The organism is Paracoccus sp. R12_2 (assembly GCF_017744015.1).
GTDB lineage: Bacteria > Pseudomonadota > Alphaproteobacteria > Rhodobacterales > Rhodobacteraceae > Paracoccus.
In genome coordinates this window covers 107,477-121,958 of record NZ_JAGHRA010000009.1, presented here as the reverse complement: position 1 = coordinate 121,958, position 14,482 = coordinate 107,477, and the positions used below count along the sequence as shown (strand labels likewise).

14 protein-coding genes are annotated in these 14,482 nt (G+C 66.4%); 8 read left to right on the top strand and 6 right to left on the bottom strand.

Features of this window, described 5'->3' with window-relative positions:
- Positions 1 to 106: 106 nt before the first annotated feature.
- From J7359_RS12370 to J7359_RS12350, 5 genes are all read left to right on the top strand, one after another.
- Positions 107 to 1,711, top strand: coding sequence for a carboxyl transferase domain-containing protein (locus J7359_RS12370; protein WP_209057004.1), 1,605 nt, complete (start codon positions 107 to 109; stop codon positions 1,709 to 1,711).
- 202 nt (positions 1,712 to 1,913) lie between these two features.
- Positions 1,914 to 3,842 carry an acetyl/propionyl/methylcrotonyl-CoA carboxylase subunit alpha gene (locus tag J7359_RS12365; RefSeq protein WP_209057003.1) on the top strand — a complete coding sequence of 643 codons (1,929 nt, stop codon included), beginning with the start codon at positions 1,914 to 1,916 and terminating at the stop codon, positions 3,840 to 3,842.
- A complete protein-coding gene (locus J7359_RS12360) occupies positions 3,839 to 4,492 on the top strand; it encodes a glutathione S-transferase (RefSeq protein WP_209057002.1) in 654 nt (217 codons plus the stop codon). Before J7359_RS12365 ends, J7359_RS12360 begins: the two co-directional genes overlap by 4 nt.
- Positions 4,485 to 5,348, top strand: a complete 864-nt coding sequence (locus tag J7359_RS12355; RefSeq protein WP_209057001.1) for a hydroxymethylglutaryl-CoA lyase — start codon at positions 4,485 to 4,487, stop codon at positions 5,346 to 5,348. The genes J7359_RS12360 and J7359_RS12355 overlap by 8 nt, the downstream gene beginning before the upstream one ends.
- Positions 5,341 to 6,123, top strand: coding sequence for a crotonase/enoyl-CoA hydratase family protein (locus J7359_RS12350; protein ID WP_209056999.1), 783 nt, complete (start codon positions 5,341 to 5,343; stop codon positions 6,121 to 6,123). Before J7359_RS12355 ends, J7359_RS12350 begins: the two co-directional genes overlap by 8 nt.
- Positions 6,124 to 6,127: 4 nt before the next feature.
- On the opposite strand, the gene J7359_RS12345 is transcribed toward J7359_RS12350, so the two are convergent.
- Positions 6,128 to 7,018: a DMT family transporter gene (locus J7359_RS12345; protein WP_209056997.1), complete on the bottom strand. Its 891-nt coding sequence runs from the start codon at positions 7,016 to 7,018 to the stop codon at positions 6,128 to 6,130.
- A 214-nt stretch (positions 7,019 to 7,232) separates the two neighbouring features.
- Positions 7,233 to 8,528: a serine hydroxymethyltransferase gene (gene glyA / locus J7359_RS12340; RefSeq protein ID WP_209056996.1), complete on the bottom strand. Its 1,296-nt coding sequence runs from the start codon at positions 8,526 to 8,528 to the stop codon at positions 7,233 to 7,235.
- Positions 8,529 to 8,707: 179 nt separating this feature from the next.
- On the opposite strand from glyA, the gene J7359_RS12335 reads away from it, so the two are divergent.
- A complete protein-coding gene (locus J7359_RS12335; protein ID WP_209056995.1) occupies positions 8,708 to 9,469 on the top strand; it encodes an NAD kinase in 762 nt (253 codons plus the stop codon).
- A gap of 83 nt (positions 9,470 to 9,552) precedes the next feature.
- The gene (locus J7359_RS12330) at positions 9,553 to 10,497 is read left to right on the top strand and encodes a methyltransferase domain-containing protein (RefSeq protein WP_209056994.1); all 945 of its coding nucleotides are present in this window, start codon (positions 9,553 to 9,555) and stop codon (positions 10,495 to 10,497) included.
- A 31-nt stretch (positions 10,498 to 10,528) separates the two neighbouring features.
- Here the strand turns inward: J7359_RS12330 and J7359_RS12325 are convergent, their stop codons facing one another.
- The 3 genes from J7359_RS12325 to J7359_RS12315 form a co-directional block, all read right to left on the bottom strand.
- A complete protein-coding gene (locus J7359_RS12325) occupies positions 10,529 to 11,551 on the bottom strand; it encodes a hypothetical protein (protein ID WP_209056993.1) in 1,023 nt (340 codons plus the stop codon).
- A 96-nt stretch (positions 11,552 to 11,647) separates the two neighbouring features.
- Positions 11,648 to 12,556 carry an RNA polymerase sigma factor RpoH gene (rpoH, locus tag J7359_RS12320; protein ID WP_209056992.1) on the bottom strand — a complete coding sequence of 303 codons (909 nt, stop codon included), beginning with the start codon at positions 12,554 to 12,556 and terminating at the stop codon, positions 11,648 to 11,650.
- Between the two features lie 144 nt (positions 12,557 to 12,700).
- Entirely contained in the window at positions 12,701 to 13,738 is a 1,038-nt protein-coding gene (locus tag J7359_RS12315) for an RluA family pseudouridine synthase (protein ID WP_209056991.1), read from the bottom strand.
- On the opposite strand from J7359_RS12315, the gene J7359_RS12310 reads away from it, so the two are divergent.
- Complete coding sequence (locus J7359_RS12310) at positions 13,737 to 14,066, top strand: DUF6476 family protein (protein WP_209056989.1); 330 nt, start codon at positions 13,737 to 13,739, stop codon at positions 14,064 to 14,066. The genes J7359_RS12315 and J7359_RS12310 overlap by 2 nt on opposite strands.
- A gap of 15 nt (positions 14,067 to 14,081) precedes the next feature.
- On the opposite strand, the gene J7359_RS12305 is transcribed toward J7359_RS12310, so the two are convergent.
- Positions 14,082 to 14,333, bottom strand: a complete 252-nt coding sequence (locus tag J7359_RS12305; protein ID WP_209056988.1) for an accessory factor UbiK family protein — start codon at positions 14,331 to 14,333, stop codon at positions 14,082 to 14,084.
- Between the last annotated feature and the right edge of the window lie 149 nt (positions 14,334 to 14,482).

The window sequence follows — 14,482 nt, the reverse complement described above, 5'->3', positions numbered from 1 at the left end:
CTGTGACCCGCGGGGCCTGCGGGGGACATGATCCAGATCAACCGACCGCCCCTGAAGACCGGGCTGCGACAACCTGCCACGCAGCCGGAACGCGAAAGAGCCGCCAATGAAGCTGACCAGCAATGCCCTGACGAATTCCGACGCCTTCCGCGCCAATCGCAAGGCGCATCTGGATCTGCTGCAGACCGCGCAAGAGGCGGCGCTGGCCGCCGCGTCCGGCGGCGGGGCCAAGGCGATGGAACGCCATGTCGGTCGCGGCAAGATGCCGCCCCGCGAACGGGTCGCCAATCTGCTGGACCCCGGCTCGCCGTTTCTGGAAATCGGCGCGGCGGCGGCGCATGGCCTCTACGATGATGCGGCACCCGGCGCAGGCGTGATCGCCGGGGTCGGGCGCGTTCACGGGCAGGATGTGATGGTCGTTGCCAACGATGCCACGGTCAAGGGCGGCACCTATTACCCGATGACCGTCAAGAAGCATCTGCGCGCGCAAGAGATCGCCGAACAGTGCAATCTGCCCTGCGTCTATCTGGTGGACAGCGGCGGCGCCAACCTGCCCAACCAGGACGAGGTGTTCCCCGACCGCGACCATTTCGGGCGTATCTTCTACAACCAGGCGCAGATGTCGGCAAAGGGCATCCCGCAGATCGCGGTCGTCATGGGATCCTGCACGGCGGGTGGTGCCTATGTGCCCGCGATGTCCGATGTGACGATCATCGTGCGCGATCAGGGCACGATCTTTCTGGCCGGACCGCCGCTGGTCAAGGCCGCCACGGGCGAGGTCGTGACCGCCGAGGATCTGGGCGGCGGCGATGTCCACACCCGCCTTTCAGGCGTGGCCGATTACCTGGCCGAGGATGACGCGCATGCGCTGGCCCAGGCGCGCCGCGCGATCGGCAACCTGAACCGCCGCATGCCCGACAGCGTGGTCTGGCAATCGCCCGAACCTCCGGCCTACGATCCCGACGAGATCCTGGGTGTCGTGCCCGCCGATCTGCGCACACCCTACGATATTCGCGAGGTGATCGCCCGCACCGTGGACGGCAGCCGCTTCGACGAGTTCAAGGCGCGTTTCGGCGAAACGCTGGTCACCGGCTTCGCCCATGTCGAGGGCTGCCCCGTCGGTATCGTCGCCAATAACGGCGTTCTGTTCTCGGAGGCGGCCCAGAAGGGCGCGCATTTCATCGAATTGTGCAGCCAGCGCAGCATTCCGCTGGTGTTCCTGCAGAACATCACCGGTTTCATGGTCGGCCGCAAATACGAGAACGAAGGCATCGCGCGCAACGGGGCGAAAATGGTCACGGCGGTCGCCACGACCAGCGTGCCCAAGATCACCATGCTGGTCGGCGGCAGCTTCGGCGCGGGCAATTACGGCATGGCCGGTCGCGCCTATTCGCCGCGGTTCCTGTGGACCTGGCCCAACAGCCGGATCAGCGTGATGGGCGGCGAACAGGCGGCGGGCGTGCTGGCGACGGTAAAGCGCGACGGCATCGAACGCGCGGGCGGAAGCTGGTCGGCCGAGGACGAGGCCGAGTTCAAGCGCCCGACGATCGAGATGTTCGACCGCCAATCGCACCCGCTTTATGCCTCGGCGCGGCTATGGGATGACGGCATCATCGACCCGCGCAAGACCCGCGATGTGCTGGCGCTGTCGTTGCGCGCCTCGCTGAACGCGCCCATCGAACCGACGCGCTTCGGCGTGTTCCGGATGTGATGGCCGCCATGTGCCGCTTCGGGTCCGACCGTAATATGACGATCCGCATGCGCGACGCGCATCGTGAGGGCGACCGGTTCCGACGTGGCCTGCCTGCGCTGACGCAAGGATGCCCTGCCATGACATCTTCTTTGCACAAATACCCCACGGCGGTCCGGGGATGTAAAACCCCCGGCCCTCGTCCTTCCCAGCAGGAGCTGACATGTTCCAGAAGATCCTGATCGCCAATCGCGGCGAAATCGCCTGCCGCGTCATCGACACCTGCCGGCGAATGGGCGTCGCGACGGTCGCCGTATTTTCGGATGCCGACCGCGCCGCACGCCATGTCGCGATGGCCGACGAGGCTGTGCATCTGGGCGGACCTGCGCCCTCGGACAGCTATCTCAGGGGCGACGCGATCATCGAGGCGGCCCGGGCAACCGGCGCTCAGGCGATCCATCCCGGCTATGGCTTCCTGTCCGAAAATCCCGATTTCGTGCAGGCGGTCGAAGCCGCGGGGCTGGTTTTCATCGGGCCGTCGACGCGGGCGATCCGCGCAATGGGTCTGAAGGACGCCGCCAAGGCATTGATGGAAAAGGCCGGCGTGCCTGTCGTGCCGGGCTATCACGGCGAAAACCAGGATCCCGCGGACCTTGAGGCCGAAGCCGGTCGGATCGGCTATCCCGTGCTGATCAAGGCGGTCGCGGGCGGCGGCGGCAAGGGAATGCGACGGGTCGACGATGCACGGGATTTTGCCGATGCGCTGGCGTCGGCACAGTCCGAAGCCCGCAACGCCTTCGGCAACCCTTCGGTCCTGATCGAGAAATACATCCTGCAACCCCGCCATATCGAGGTTCAGGTCTTCGGCGACGGACACCGCGCCGTGCATCTGTTCGAACGCGATTGCTCGTTGCAGCGCCGCCACCAGAAGGTAATCGAGGAAGCGCCGGCCCCCGGCATGACCCCCGAAATCCGCAAGGTCATGGGCGCCGCCGCCGTCCGTGCCGCCGAGGCCATCGGCTACAAGGGGGCGGGCACCATCGAATTCATCGTCGATGGCAGCGACGGGCTGCGCGAAGACGGTTTCTGGTTCATGGAGATGAACACCCGCCTTCAGGTCGAACATCCGGTGACCGAGGCGATCACCGGCATCGACCTTGTCGAATGGCAGTTGCGCGTCGCCTCGGGCGAGCCGCTGCCCGCCAGGCAGGAGGATCTGCACATCACCGGCCATGCCTTCGAGGCGCGGCTTTACGCCGAGGACGTGCCTGCCGGGTTCCTGCCCGCGACCGGACGGCTGGCGCATCTGGCGTTTCCCGACTGGGCCCGGATCGAAACCGGCGTCCGGCAGGACGACACGATCAGCCCTTGGTACGATCCGATGATCGCCAAGATCGTTACCCACGGTCCGACCCGGGCCGTCGCGCTGCGGGCGCTGGAAACCGCGCTGGTCGATACCGAAGTGGCGGGGGCCGTCACCAATCTGGATTTCCTGATCGCGCTGACCCGGCATGACGGGTTCCGCGCCGGCCAGGTGGATACGGGCCTGATCGCACGCGATCTGGATGATCTGATCGCCGCCGCCGAGCCGGATCCGCGGGCGCGGGCGCTGGCGGTGATCGGGCTGGCCGGGCTGGCCGATCCGGCGGTCAAGGGCGGCGCGACGCTGTGGCAGCCGCTGCGCCGCACGATATCCTGGGATGGCGGTGACGCGCTGGTGGAGGTGCTGGGACCGGGGGCGGCGCGTGTGACGCTGGACGGCACGCCGCATGAGGTGCGTTGGCAGGGCGAACGCTGGTGGGTGGACGACACGCTGCGCCGCAACCGCATCGTTCGCCACAGCGCCGGTGTCAGCGTGTTCGGCGGCCGGACGGTGACGCTGGTGCCGCTGGACCCGCTGGCGCGTGACGCCGTTGCGGGCGGCGAGGCGCTGACGCTGTCGCCGATGCCGGGCCTTGTGAAATCGGTCCATGTCGAGGCCGGCCAGCAGGTCAAGGCCGGCGACCGTCTGGCGGTGCTGGAGGCGATGAAGATGGAACACAGCCTGACCGCCGCCCGCGACGGCGTCGTGGCCGAGGTGCTGGCGGCGGCAGGCGATCAGGTCGAGGCCGGTGCGCCGCTGATCCGGCTGGAGGAAGAGGAAACGGCATGATCCGGCTGCATCATGTGCCCGGCTCTCGATCCATGCGGGTGCTGTGGCTGCTGCAAGAGCTTGGTCTGCCCTGCGAATTGCAGGTCTGGTCGCTGACCGATGGCGGACTTCGCAGCCCGGAATTTCAGGCCATGTCGCCGGCGGGCCGGGTTCCCGCGTTGCAGATCGATGGCCGCGCGATCTTCGAATCCGGCGCGATCGTCCAATACCTGACCGAACGCGAAGGTCGCCTGGCCCCGGCACCCGGCACGACCGACCGCGCCGCGTTTCTTGAATGGGTCGGTTTCGCCGAGACTCAGGCGAACATCCTTCAGGCGCTGAACATCCAGCATATTTTTCTGCGTCCAGCAGCCGCACGGTCGATCCCCCTGATGAAGCTGGACACCAAAAGGCTGGCGGTGACCGCGCGCGCCCTGGAACGGCATCTGACCGGTCAGGATGCGTTGCTGCCATCCGGGTTTTCCGCCGCCGACTGCATGATGGGTTTCAATATCGACGCGGTCTTCCGCTTCCTGCCCACAGCTGAATATCCCGCACTTGCCGCCTATCGCGACCGCATGACTGCCAGGCCCGCCTATCAGCGGGCCATGGCGCGGGCTGGCGGCGACAGCATTTACGAACGCGACTTTTACGAGGTGCCCGATGCTTGACACCGTCGAGATCTTCGAGATGGGTCCGCGTGACGGGCTGCAGAACGAAAAGCGGCTGATCCCGGCATCGGACAAGATCGCGCTGGTGGACCTGCTGTCTCAGGCAGGTTTCCGGCGGATCGAGGTGACCAGCTTCGTGTCGCCCAGATGGGTGCCGCAGATGGCCGACGCGGCGCAGGTGATGGCGGGCATCACCCGTGTGCCCGGTGTCAGCTACGCCGTGCTGACGCCGAACATGAAGGGATATCAGGGCGCGAAGGCGGCGCGGGCCAGCGAGATCGCGATCTTTGCCAGCGCGTCCGAAGGTTTCAGCAAGGCCAACCTGAACGCGACCATCGCCGAAAGCCTGGAACGGTTTCTGCCCGTCGCGCAGGCCGCACGCGACGATGGGATACCTGTGCGGGGTTATGTCAGTGTCGTGACCGATTGTCCCTTCGACGGGCCGACCCCGCCCGCGAATGTCGCCCGCGTGGCTGCGGCGCTGCGCGACATGGGATGCTATGAGATCAGCCTTGGCGATACGATCGGGCAGGGACGCCCCGAAACCATCGACGCCATGCTGTCGGCAGTGCTGGACGAAATGCCCGCGACCCGGCTTGCCGGTCACTATCATGACACCTCAGGGCGTGCGCTGCAGAACATTGACGCCAGCCTGTCGCGCGGCGTGCGGGTTTTCGACGCGGCGGTGGGCGGGCTGGGCGGATGCCCCTATGCCCCCGGCGCGAAAGGCAATGTGGCAACGGAAAAGGTCGCCGGACATCTTGCCGCACGCGGGTTTGCGCACGGGCTGGACATGCAGGTGATCGACAAGGCGGCAGCGATGGCGCGCGCCATGCGGGAGGGTGAAGATGACTGAGACGATACGGATCGAGACCGATGCGCGGGGCGTGGCCACGCTAAGCCTTGGGCGACCCGACAAGCACAACGCCCTGTCGCAGACCATGATGGAAGAACTGACCGAGGCTGCAGGCCGGCTTGGCGCCGACCCGGCAGTGCGGGTGGTGGTTCTGGCGGCTGAGGGCGCAAGCTTCTGCGCCGGCGGGGATCTGGGCTGGATGAAGGCGCAGATGGACGCGGATGCCGAGACCCGTCGCAACGGCGCGCGTTTGCTGGCCGGGATGCTGTCGGCACTGAACTCCCTGCCCAAGCCATTGATCGGCCGGGTGCATGGCAATGCCTTCGGCGGCGGCGTCGGGATGATGTCGGTCTGCGACATCGCCATCGCGGCCACCGACGCCAAGTTCGGCCTGACCGAGGTTCGGCTGGGGCTGATCCCGGCGACGATCGGACCCTATGTCGTTGCGCGGATGGGCGAGGACAAGGCAAGGCGGGTGTTCTTTTCCGCCCGCATCTTCGGCGCCGACGAGGCGGTGACGCTGAATCTGGCGGCCCGCGCCGTATCTCCGGGCGATCTTGACGCCGCGATCGAGGCCGAGGTCGCGCCGTTCCTGCAAGCCGCACCCGGCGCTGTCGCCGCCGCCAAGGCGCAGTGCCGCGCGCTTGGGCCGCGCATCGACATGGCCGCGATCGAGGACAGTATCGAACGTCTGGTCGCGGTCTGGGAAGGCGACGAGGCGCCCGAGGGGATCGCCGCGTTCTTCGACAAGCGCAAGCCGAACTGGCAGGGCTGAGCGGTCAGGACTTCCTTGCCTCGGACCGGATGTTCAGCCAGTTGCCGCCCAGGATCAGGGCGGCGCCCGCGATCACGGCCATGCCGACGGGCTCGCCATAGAACAGCATCCCGATCATCGCCGCCATCGGCAGGCGTAGAAAGTCGAACGGCATCACCACCGTCGCGGGCGCAACCCGAAGCGCGTTGGCGATGCAGAAATGCGCGCACAATCCGGCGGCGCCGATCAGCGCCACCCACGGCAGCGCGGCAGCGGACGGAACCGAGACGCTGCCGTCGATCCCGGCGCAGACAAAGCCGAAGACGGCCTGCATCACGGTCATCCAGAACAGGATGCACAGGATATGGGTCAGCCCGGTCAGCCGCTTGGTGAAGATATAGGTGGCGGCGAACCCGACCGCCGCCGCCGCTGCCGCGATCAGTCCCGGCGTGATCGGCGCGGCGCCGGGCTGTGCAACCAGCAGGATGCCGGCAAAGCCAAGGCAGGCCGACAGGATACGGGCGCGCGTCAGCCGTTCGCCCAGAAACAGCGGCGACAGCAGCAACGCCCAAAGTGGCGAACTGAATTCCAGCGCAAAGACCTGGGCCAGCGGGATCGTCGCGATGGCGAAGAACCACAGATTCTGCGCGGTGAAATGGGCGATGTTGCGGCCCAGATGCATCATCGGATGGCGCAGTTCGATGACATTCCAGCGGCCACGCAGCGTGATCGCGATCGTCACGATCAACACGCCCACGACCGATCGATAGGCCATGATCTCGAACGTATCCAGTTCCAGCGACACGGCACGCCCCGCGACCGCCATCGAGGTGAACGAGGCGACCGCCCCCAGCATCCAGATCGCCGCAACCAGCGGCTTGCTGTCGGGCCGGGTGATGTCGGGGGCAGAGGTCATGGGCAGGCTCGGTGATCGGATGCGTTCCTGTCGCATCTACAGATTGCGCGGATTGCACTCAATGCAGATTTGAGCGGCGGCTGATTACACCGGACCGGTCGGGGATAGGGAATCTCATTTTCGGCGCGACCGTCCAGCCACAAGAAAGCCCGCCGCGCTGCTGCGCGGCGGGCCTGTTCGATGGCGTCTGGTCCGACAGGGACCGGACCGGCGATCACATCCCCGCGTAAAGCGGGAAGCGGGCGCACAGTTCGGCGACTTCGGCGCGGACCTTGTCCTCGACCGCGCTATTGCCGTCCTCGCCATTCCCGGCAAGCCCGTCCACGACCTCGACGATCCAGCGGGCGATCTGGCGGAATTCGTCTTCCTTGAAGCCGCGCGTCGTGCCAGCGGGCGCACCAAGGCGGATGCCCGAGGTCACGAAGGGTTTTTCCGGGTCGAACGGCACGCCGTTCTTGTTGCAGGTGATATGGGCACGCCCCAGCGCGGCTTCGGTCGCCTTGCCGGTGACGCTCTTGGGACGCAGGTCGGCCAGGCACAGATGGTTGTCGGTGCCGCCCGACACGATGTCGATGCCGCCCTTCATCAGCTCGTCCGCCATGGCCTGCGCATTCTTGACCACCTGTGCGGCATAGTCCTTGAACGACGGCTCCAGCGCCTCGGCGAAAGCGACGGCCTTGGCGGCGATCACATGCATCAGCGGGCCGCCCTGAAGGCCGGGGAACACGGCCGAGTTGATCTTCTTCGCGATGTCGGCGTCGTTGGTCAGGACCATCCCGCCGCGCGGGCCGCGCAGCGACTTGTGGGTGGTGGTGGTCACGACATGCGCATGCGGCAGAGGCGAGGGATGCTGACCGCCCGCGACCAGCCCCGCGATATGGGCCATGTCGACCATCAGATAGGCGCCGACCTCGTCCGCGATCTTGCGGAACGCGGCCCAGTCCCAGACCCGGCTGTAGGCGGTGCCACCGGCGACGATCAGCTTGGGCTTGTGCTGACGCGCGCTTTCGGCGATCGCCTCCATGTCCAGCAACTGGTCCTGCTGGCGCACGCCATAGCTGATGACGTTGAACCACTTGCCCGACATGTTCACCGGGCTGCCATGGGTCAGGTGGCCACCCGAATTCAGGTCCAGACCCATGAATGTGTCGCCCGGCTGCAGCAGCGCCAGGAACACGGCCTGGTTCATCTGGCTGCCGCTGTTGGGCTGGACATTTGCGAATTCGCAGTCGAACAGCTTCTTGGCCCGCTCGATCGCCAGGTTCTCGACGATATCGACATACTGGCAGCCACCGTAATAGCGTTTGCCCGGATATCCTTCGGCGTATTTGTTGGTCAGAACCGAACCCTGCGTTTCCAGCACCGCCCGGCTGACGATGTTCTCGGATGCGATCAGTTCGATCTCGTCGCGTTGACGGCCCAGCTCTTTCTGGATGGCGTCGGCAATGTCGGGGTCGCGGCTGGCCAGCGTTTCGGTGAAGAATCCGGTCTCGCGGGTGGGAGCGTTCATGTCCTTCGCATCCTCTCAGGCTGTGGTCGGCTGAAACTGCGCTCTCATACCGCAACGCCGGTCTGGCGAAAAGCGGCAAAAAGGTTGACCCCGCGCCGGGTGCCTTGCGCGGGCGGGCTTGTCATCGGCGCGGGGGCGTCCGATGCTGCGCCCGGATCAACGAAGGGGCGCGCGCCGCGATGACGCCAGAAGTGCATTTCACCGCCAGCCATGCCGAACCCGCGCAAGAGGCGCTGACGCGGCTGATCGCGCGCTATGGCGACACCCCGCTGGACCGTGCGCAGATGGTCGTCGCACTGGGCGGTGACGGCTTCATGCTGCAGACGCTGCACGCGATGCAGGGGCGCGATCTGCCGGTCTATGGCATGAATCGCGGAACCGTCGGCTTCCTGATGAACCGCTATTCGGAAGATGACCTGCCGCGTCGCCTGCTGGCCGCAGAAGAGGCCGTCATCAACCCGCTGCGGATGCATGCGCTATGTGCCGACGGCACCACCCATGACGCGCTGGCCATCAACGAGGTCAGCCTGCTGCGCGAGGGGCCGCAGGCGGCCAAGCTGCGCATTCACGTGGACGGCAAGATGCGGATGGCGGAACTGGTCTGCGACGGCGCGCTGGTGTCCACGCCTGCGGGATCGACGGCCTACAACTATTCCGCACATGGCCCGATCCTGCCGATCGGGTCCGAGGTGCTGGCGCTGACGGCCATCGCGCCGTTCCGTCCGCGCAGATGGCGCGGCGCCTTGCTGCCGAAATCCGCGCATGTCGATATCGAGGTGCTGACGCCCGACCGTCGTCCGGTGATGGCGGACGCGGATTCGCGGTCGGTCCGCCATGTCACGCGGGTCTCGATCCGCAGCGCCGCGGATATCCGGCATCGGCTGCTGTTCGACCGCGGTCACGGGCTGGAGGAACGGCTGCTGCGCGAACAATTCGTCTGACGGCGCGTGACCCCTTGACCGCCCTACGGTCAGGCGTAAATGGCGCTGGTGGGCGAACCGTCCCGTGCTTTCCCCGAGTTGTCATGATTCCCATTTCCCTGTCGTCCGGCGATCTGCTTGCCGATCGTCGCGCCGACTATGCCGAGGCGCTGCTGCCCGGCGACCCCGACGCCGCCGCCGAACTGTATCTTCAGGCGCTGGACCTAGTGCCCGGATGGGCCGCCGGGTGGTTCCGCCTGGGCGAGATCCGTGCCGATGCCGGGCTGCCCGATGCCGCAATCGCCTTCGAGGCGGCGATTGCCGCCGATCCCGCCGATCGGCTGGGGGCGGGGTTGCGGCGCGACCTGCTGCGCGACCGCTCCCTGGCAGACACGATGCCGTCGGCCTTTGTCGAAACCCTGTTCGATCAATATGCGCCGGCATTTGATGGCGCATTGCTGGATCGTCTGGACTATCGCGCACCGTGCCTGATGGCAAAGATGCTGACCGTGCCGTACGGGCGCGTTCTGGATCTGGGCTGCGGCACGGGCTTGATGGGTGCCGAATTGCGCGCGGGGTCCGAATGGCTGGAGGGCTGGGACATTTCAACGGAAATGCTTCGGGCGTCGCGGCAGAAGGCCATCTATGACCGGCTGGAAAAGCACGACCTGTCCCGGCTGGCGCCGCCGCAGGCGGTCTGGGACGTTATCACGGCCGCCGATGTCTTTGCCTATCTGGGTGCGCTGGAACGGATCGTCGGATGGGTGTCGCAGGCCCTGCGTCCGGGTGGGCGGTTCGCCTTCACGGTCGAGGCGCATACCGGGCCCGAAGCCTATGTCCTGCGCCCGACGCGCCGTTATGCCCACGCACAGGCGCATCTTGCCGAGCTTCTGGATCAGGCGGGATTCGAAGCCCGTTTCATGCCGGGCGTTCTGCGGCAGGATGGCGGCGCGCCGATCCACGGGCATGTGATTCACGCCGTCAAACGGCCTTTGGCCCTGCAAGACCCGCACGGGGCGGGCGGGTCTGCGCAGCATCTGCCAGTCTGAACCCGGCGTTTCAGGCCGCCTGCCGCAGGTATCAGCCGGCGCAGATCTGCTGCAGTGCCAGCCATTGTTCGTCGGTCAGCAGCGGCCGTTCCGGCAACTGGTCACGAAACGCATCGCCCTCGATCAGCGGCAGCACGGATGCGCCGGTCGGGTCGATACTGTTCGCATAGGGTTCAGCCGGAACACCGGCCGATTCCAGCGCTGCCAGCAGGTCGGGTGTGTCCGGGCGCGGCACGGCACGTGACAACAGCTGCTCACCATAGCCGGTCATCGCGCGCTGCGGCAGATCGCCAAGCGTCATCAGTTGCAACGCGGCGCGCAGGCCCGCATGGTCCAGCGCCTCGTGGGCGATCTCGTCGGGATCGGCGGCAAGGCTTGCCGCGACCAGATGTCCGGCCGCGGCTTCGGGACCGGCGGCGCCGTCCAGAAGGTCGTCGCCCAGCACATAGACATCGCCGGGCAGGCGCAGCGCGCCGTTCAGAGGGCCGGGCACCACGCGCAGCAGCGCGTCGTCTTCGACAAGTTGGGGCGCCAGCCAGTCCAGAACCGCCTGGCCCGATTTGCGTGCGCAGACGGCGCCGGTGCTGCGTTCCAGATCGGCCAGTGTCGCCAGACCGATCTGTCGTGCCTGCGCGGGCGGGGCGATCCGGGAGGCATGGCCGATGATCGCGCCGGGAAGCCACATCACCGCGGCGCCAAGCATCGTCATCGCGGCGATGATGGTCAGACCGCCGCGCAGCCGACCCGGATGCGCGCGGTGCGACGCGATGGCGCGGTGCACGCGTTCGATCGCCTCGATCATCAGCCGGTCGTCGATTTCGACCGTCTCGCCCTCGCCTTCGGGGTCTGGCGAATAGATCGCCGGGATCTGGCCGGGGTTCAGGCGGGCAATGGCGGGCAGCGACCAGTGCGACAACGGTGTATCGGATTTCGGATCGGTCAGGATCAGCGTGGCGTCCCCAACCGACACGACCACCTCGCGCAGCCTGGCACGGGGCGTCTCGCGCCACGAGCCCTGAGCCTCGAGCCGTTGAAATTCGCTCAGCGCGGTCATGTCTATCCGGTCTGCCTGTCGTTCAGGCGACCATAGCGCAGGCGCGCATCAGGTCAATCTGATCGCCGGAAGACCGGTCGCGGTCTCGGGGCGCCGTCACTCGGTCGTTCCGGGCACCCGCATGCCTTTTTCACGGGCCAGAACGCGCATCCGATCCTGCAACTTCTCGAAGGCGCGCACCTCGATCTGGCGGATCCGTTCGCGGCTGACATCATAGCGGCTGGACAGATCCTCAAGCGTCATCGGATCGTCGCGCAGCCGCCGTTCCATCAGGATGTCCTTCTCGCGATCGTTCAGAACGTCCATCGCGGCCATCAGCATCTGACGTCTTGTGTCCAGTTCCTCGGTTTCCGCATAGCTGTCGGCCTGATTGGCGTCTTCGTCTTCCAGCCAATCCTGCCATTGTGCGGTCGAATCCCCGTCCGCCGAGCCGACCGTGGCGTTCAACGACGCATCGCCGCCCGACATCCGGCGGTTCATGTCGATCACTTCCTGTTCGGTCACGTTCAGGTCGGTCGCGATCTGGGCGACGTTCTCGGGCCGCAGATCGCCATCCTCCAGCGCACCGATCTTGGACTTGGCCTTGCGCAGATTGAAGAACAGCTTCTTCTGCGCGCTGGTCGTGCCCATCTTCACCAGCGACCAGGATCGAAGGATGTATTCCTGGATCGAGGCGCGGATCCACCACATCGCATAGGTCGCCAGACGGAAGCCGCGTTCGGGATCGAAACGCTTGACGGCCTGCATCAGGCCGACATTCGCCTCGCTGATTACCTCGGCCTGGGGAAGACCGTAACCGCGATAGCCCATCGCAATCTTGGCAGCCAGCCGCAGATGGCTGGTCACCAGGCGGTGGGCTGCCTCGCTGTCCTCATGGTCGGCCCATGCCTTGGCAAGCATGTATTCCTCTTCCGGTTCCAGCAGGGGGAACTTGCGGATCTCCTGAAGATAGCGGTTCAGACCCTGTTCGGGACTGGGGGCAGGAAGATTTCCATAATTTGCCATGACGCGGGGCCTTGTTCAGTGTGAGGGGAAACGCGCGCAGCGCAGACGGGGTTCCGCCGATGCGGCCTTAGCGGTCGCCCGACAAGTGGGACGGCTTGAACCATATTCTGGCGGGGTATCGGGACCAGACAATCTGGGAACGCATCACGATCCTGTCAAGGCATCGCGCCCCCGCAGACTTTCCAGAAGCGCGGCCATGTCCGCCGGCAGCGCGCTGTCGAAGGCCAGGTCGGCGCCGGTGACAGGATGGCGAAACCCCAGATGGGCCGCATGCAGCGCCTGGCGTGGAAAGGCTGCGACCTCCTTTGCCACCGTCCCCAGCGCCCGTGCCGAGGCACGGCGCGCACCGCCGTAGACGGGATCGCCGATCAGGCCCAGCCCGGCATGGGCCATGTGAACGCGGATCTGGTGGGTCCGTCCCGTTTCCAGCCTGCATTCGACCAGCATCGCGCAAGGCGGATGGCCAAACCGTTCCAGCATGCGCGCACGGGTCACTGCGTGGCGCCCCTTGTCGAAATAGACCGCCTGTTTTTGACGGTCGGTACCATGGCGTGCCAGCCGAGAAGTGATCTTCAGCACGCCGCCATCTTCGAAACTGATACCTGGCGTTCCGCGAAGACGCGCGTCCGCGCCGTCGATCACGCCATGCGCCAGTGCAAGATAGCGCCGCTGAGCGCTGTGTGCCTCGAACTGGGCGGCCAGACCGTGATGGGCGCGATCGGATTTCGCGGCCACAAGCAGCCCCGACGTGTCCTTGTCGATCCGATGCACGATACCGGGCCGCTTTTCGCCGCCGATCCCCGACAGGCTGTCGCCGCAATGGGCCAGAAGGGCGTTGACCAGTGTGCCCGACGGGCTGCCGGGCGCCGGGTGAACGACCATGCCCGCCGGCTTGTCGATGACGACAAGGTCGTCGTCCTCGTAGGCGATATTCAGGGGGATCCGCTCGGGCAGGGTGGCGACGGGTTCGGGGTCGGGCAGGGCGATCCGGTATTCCTGCCCCGGCATGACGCGTGCCTTGCCGTCGCGGGCGATGCCGTCCGGTCCGCTGACCGCGCCATCCGCGATCAGCCGCGACAGGCGCGACCGCGACAGCGCCGCTTCCTCTGGCACCGCCAGCGCAAGCGCCTTATCAAGCCGGTCAGGCGGATCGGCCGGGATGGTGACGACAAGGTTCGACATGGATGATGATGATAACGACTGGAACAAGGCTGCGAAAGCGGTTCCCGAACTGCGCTTTCTGAAGTCGCTGGTCACCGGGCTGGCGCTGGTCATGGGGTTGGGGATGATCGCGCTGGTGGCGCTGCTGTGGATTCGGTTGCAGGATGCGCCGCTGCCCGACCTGCCGCCCGAAATTGCCCTTCCGGACGGCGCGCGGGCCGAGGCGGTCACCTTCGCGCGCAGCTATATCGTCGTCGTCACGGGATCCGGCGACGTGCTGATCTATGATCGCGGCGGCGCGCTGCGCGACCGGATCGCACTGCCGCCGCCAGGGACCGCGTCACCCTGAACCGGACGCCGATGATCAATCCTGCCGCTGCGCGGCTTCCAGCGCGTCCAGTCGTGCCTTCAGTTCGGCATTCTCGGTCCGGGCCTTGATGGCCATGTCGCGAACCGCCTCGAATTCCTCACGGGTCACGAAGTCCCGGTCCGCCAGAAAGCGGTCGACCCAGCCCTTCATCGCGGTCTCGGCCTCGGATCTGGCGCCTTGGGCGACACCCATGGCGTTGGTCATCAATTGCGAAATATCGTCGAAAAACTTGTTCTGGGTGGTCATCTTGCGGGCCCTTCATCTGGTTCTTGCCCCTTATATGGGCCGCGACCGGATCGGGTTCAATCACCTGCGTCGTGACATCGGGATACGGACGCCGAGGGCGGTTGCGACTTCCCTGCGATCACGCTAGCGTCAGCGCGGCGTGACGCGGA

Excerpts from the sequence above, each read along its gene's own strand:
- J7359_RS12335 (WP_209056995.1), top strand. The coding sequence starts at position 8,708 with ATGACGCCAGAAGTGCATTTCACCGCCAGCCATGCCGAACCCGCGCAA.
- J7359_RS12365 (WP_209057003.1), top strand. The coding sequence starts at position 1,914 with ATGTTCCAGAAGATCCTGATCGCCAATCGCGGCGAAATCGCCTGCCGC.
- J7359_RS12345 (WP_209056997.1), bottom strand. The coding sequence starts at position 7,018 with ATGACCTCTGCCCCCGACATCACCCGGCCCGACAGCAAGCCGCTGGTT.
- J7359_RS12325 (WP_209056993.1), bottom strand. The coding sequence starts at position 11,551 with ATGACCGCGCTGAGCGAATTTCAACGGCTCGAGGCTCAGGGCTCGTGG.
- J7359_RS12360 (WP_209057002.1), top strand. The coding sequence starts at position 3,839 with ATGATCCGGCTGCATCATGTGCCCGGCTCTCGATCCATGCGGGTGCTG.
- J7359_RS12370 (WP_209057004.1), top strand. The coding sequence starts at position 107 with ATGAAGCTGACCAGCAATGCCCTGACGAATTCCGACGCCTTCCGCGCC.
- glyA (WP_209056996.1), bottom strand. The coding sequence starts at position 8,528 with ATGAACGCTCCCACCCGCGAGACCGGATTCTTCACCGAAACGCTGGCC.
- J7359_RS12330 (WP_209056994.1), top strand. The coding sequence starts at position 9,553 with ATGATTCCCATTTCCCTGTCGTCCGGCGATCTGCTTGCCGATCGTCGC.
- J7359_RS12315 (WP_209056991.1), bottom strand. The coding sequence starts at position 13,738 with ATGTCGAACCTTGTCGTCACCATCCCGGCCGATCCGCCTGACCGGCTT.
- J7359_RS12310 (WP_209056989.1), top strand. The coding sequence starts at position 13,737 with ATGGATGATGATGATAACGACTGGAACAAGGCTGCGAAAGCGGTTCCC.
- J7359_RS12355 (WP_209057001.1), top strand. The coding sequence starts at position 4,485 with ATGCTTGACACCGTCGAGATCTTCGAGATGGGTCCGCGTGACGGGCTG.
- J7359_RS12350 (WP_209056999.1), top strand. The coding sequence starts at position 5,341 with ATGACTGAGACGATACGGATCGAGACCGATGCGCGGGGCGTGGCCACG.
- rpoH (WP_209056992.1), bottom strand. The coding sequence starts at position 12,556 with ATGGCAAATTATGGAAATCTTCCTGCCCCCAGTCCCGAACAGGGTCTG.
- J7359_RS12305 (WP_209056988.1), bottom strand. The coding sequence starts at position 14,333 with ATGACCACCCAGAACAAGTTTTTCGACGATATTTCGCAATTGATGACC.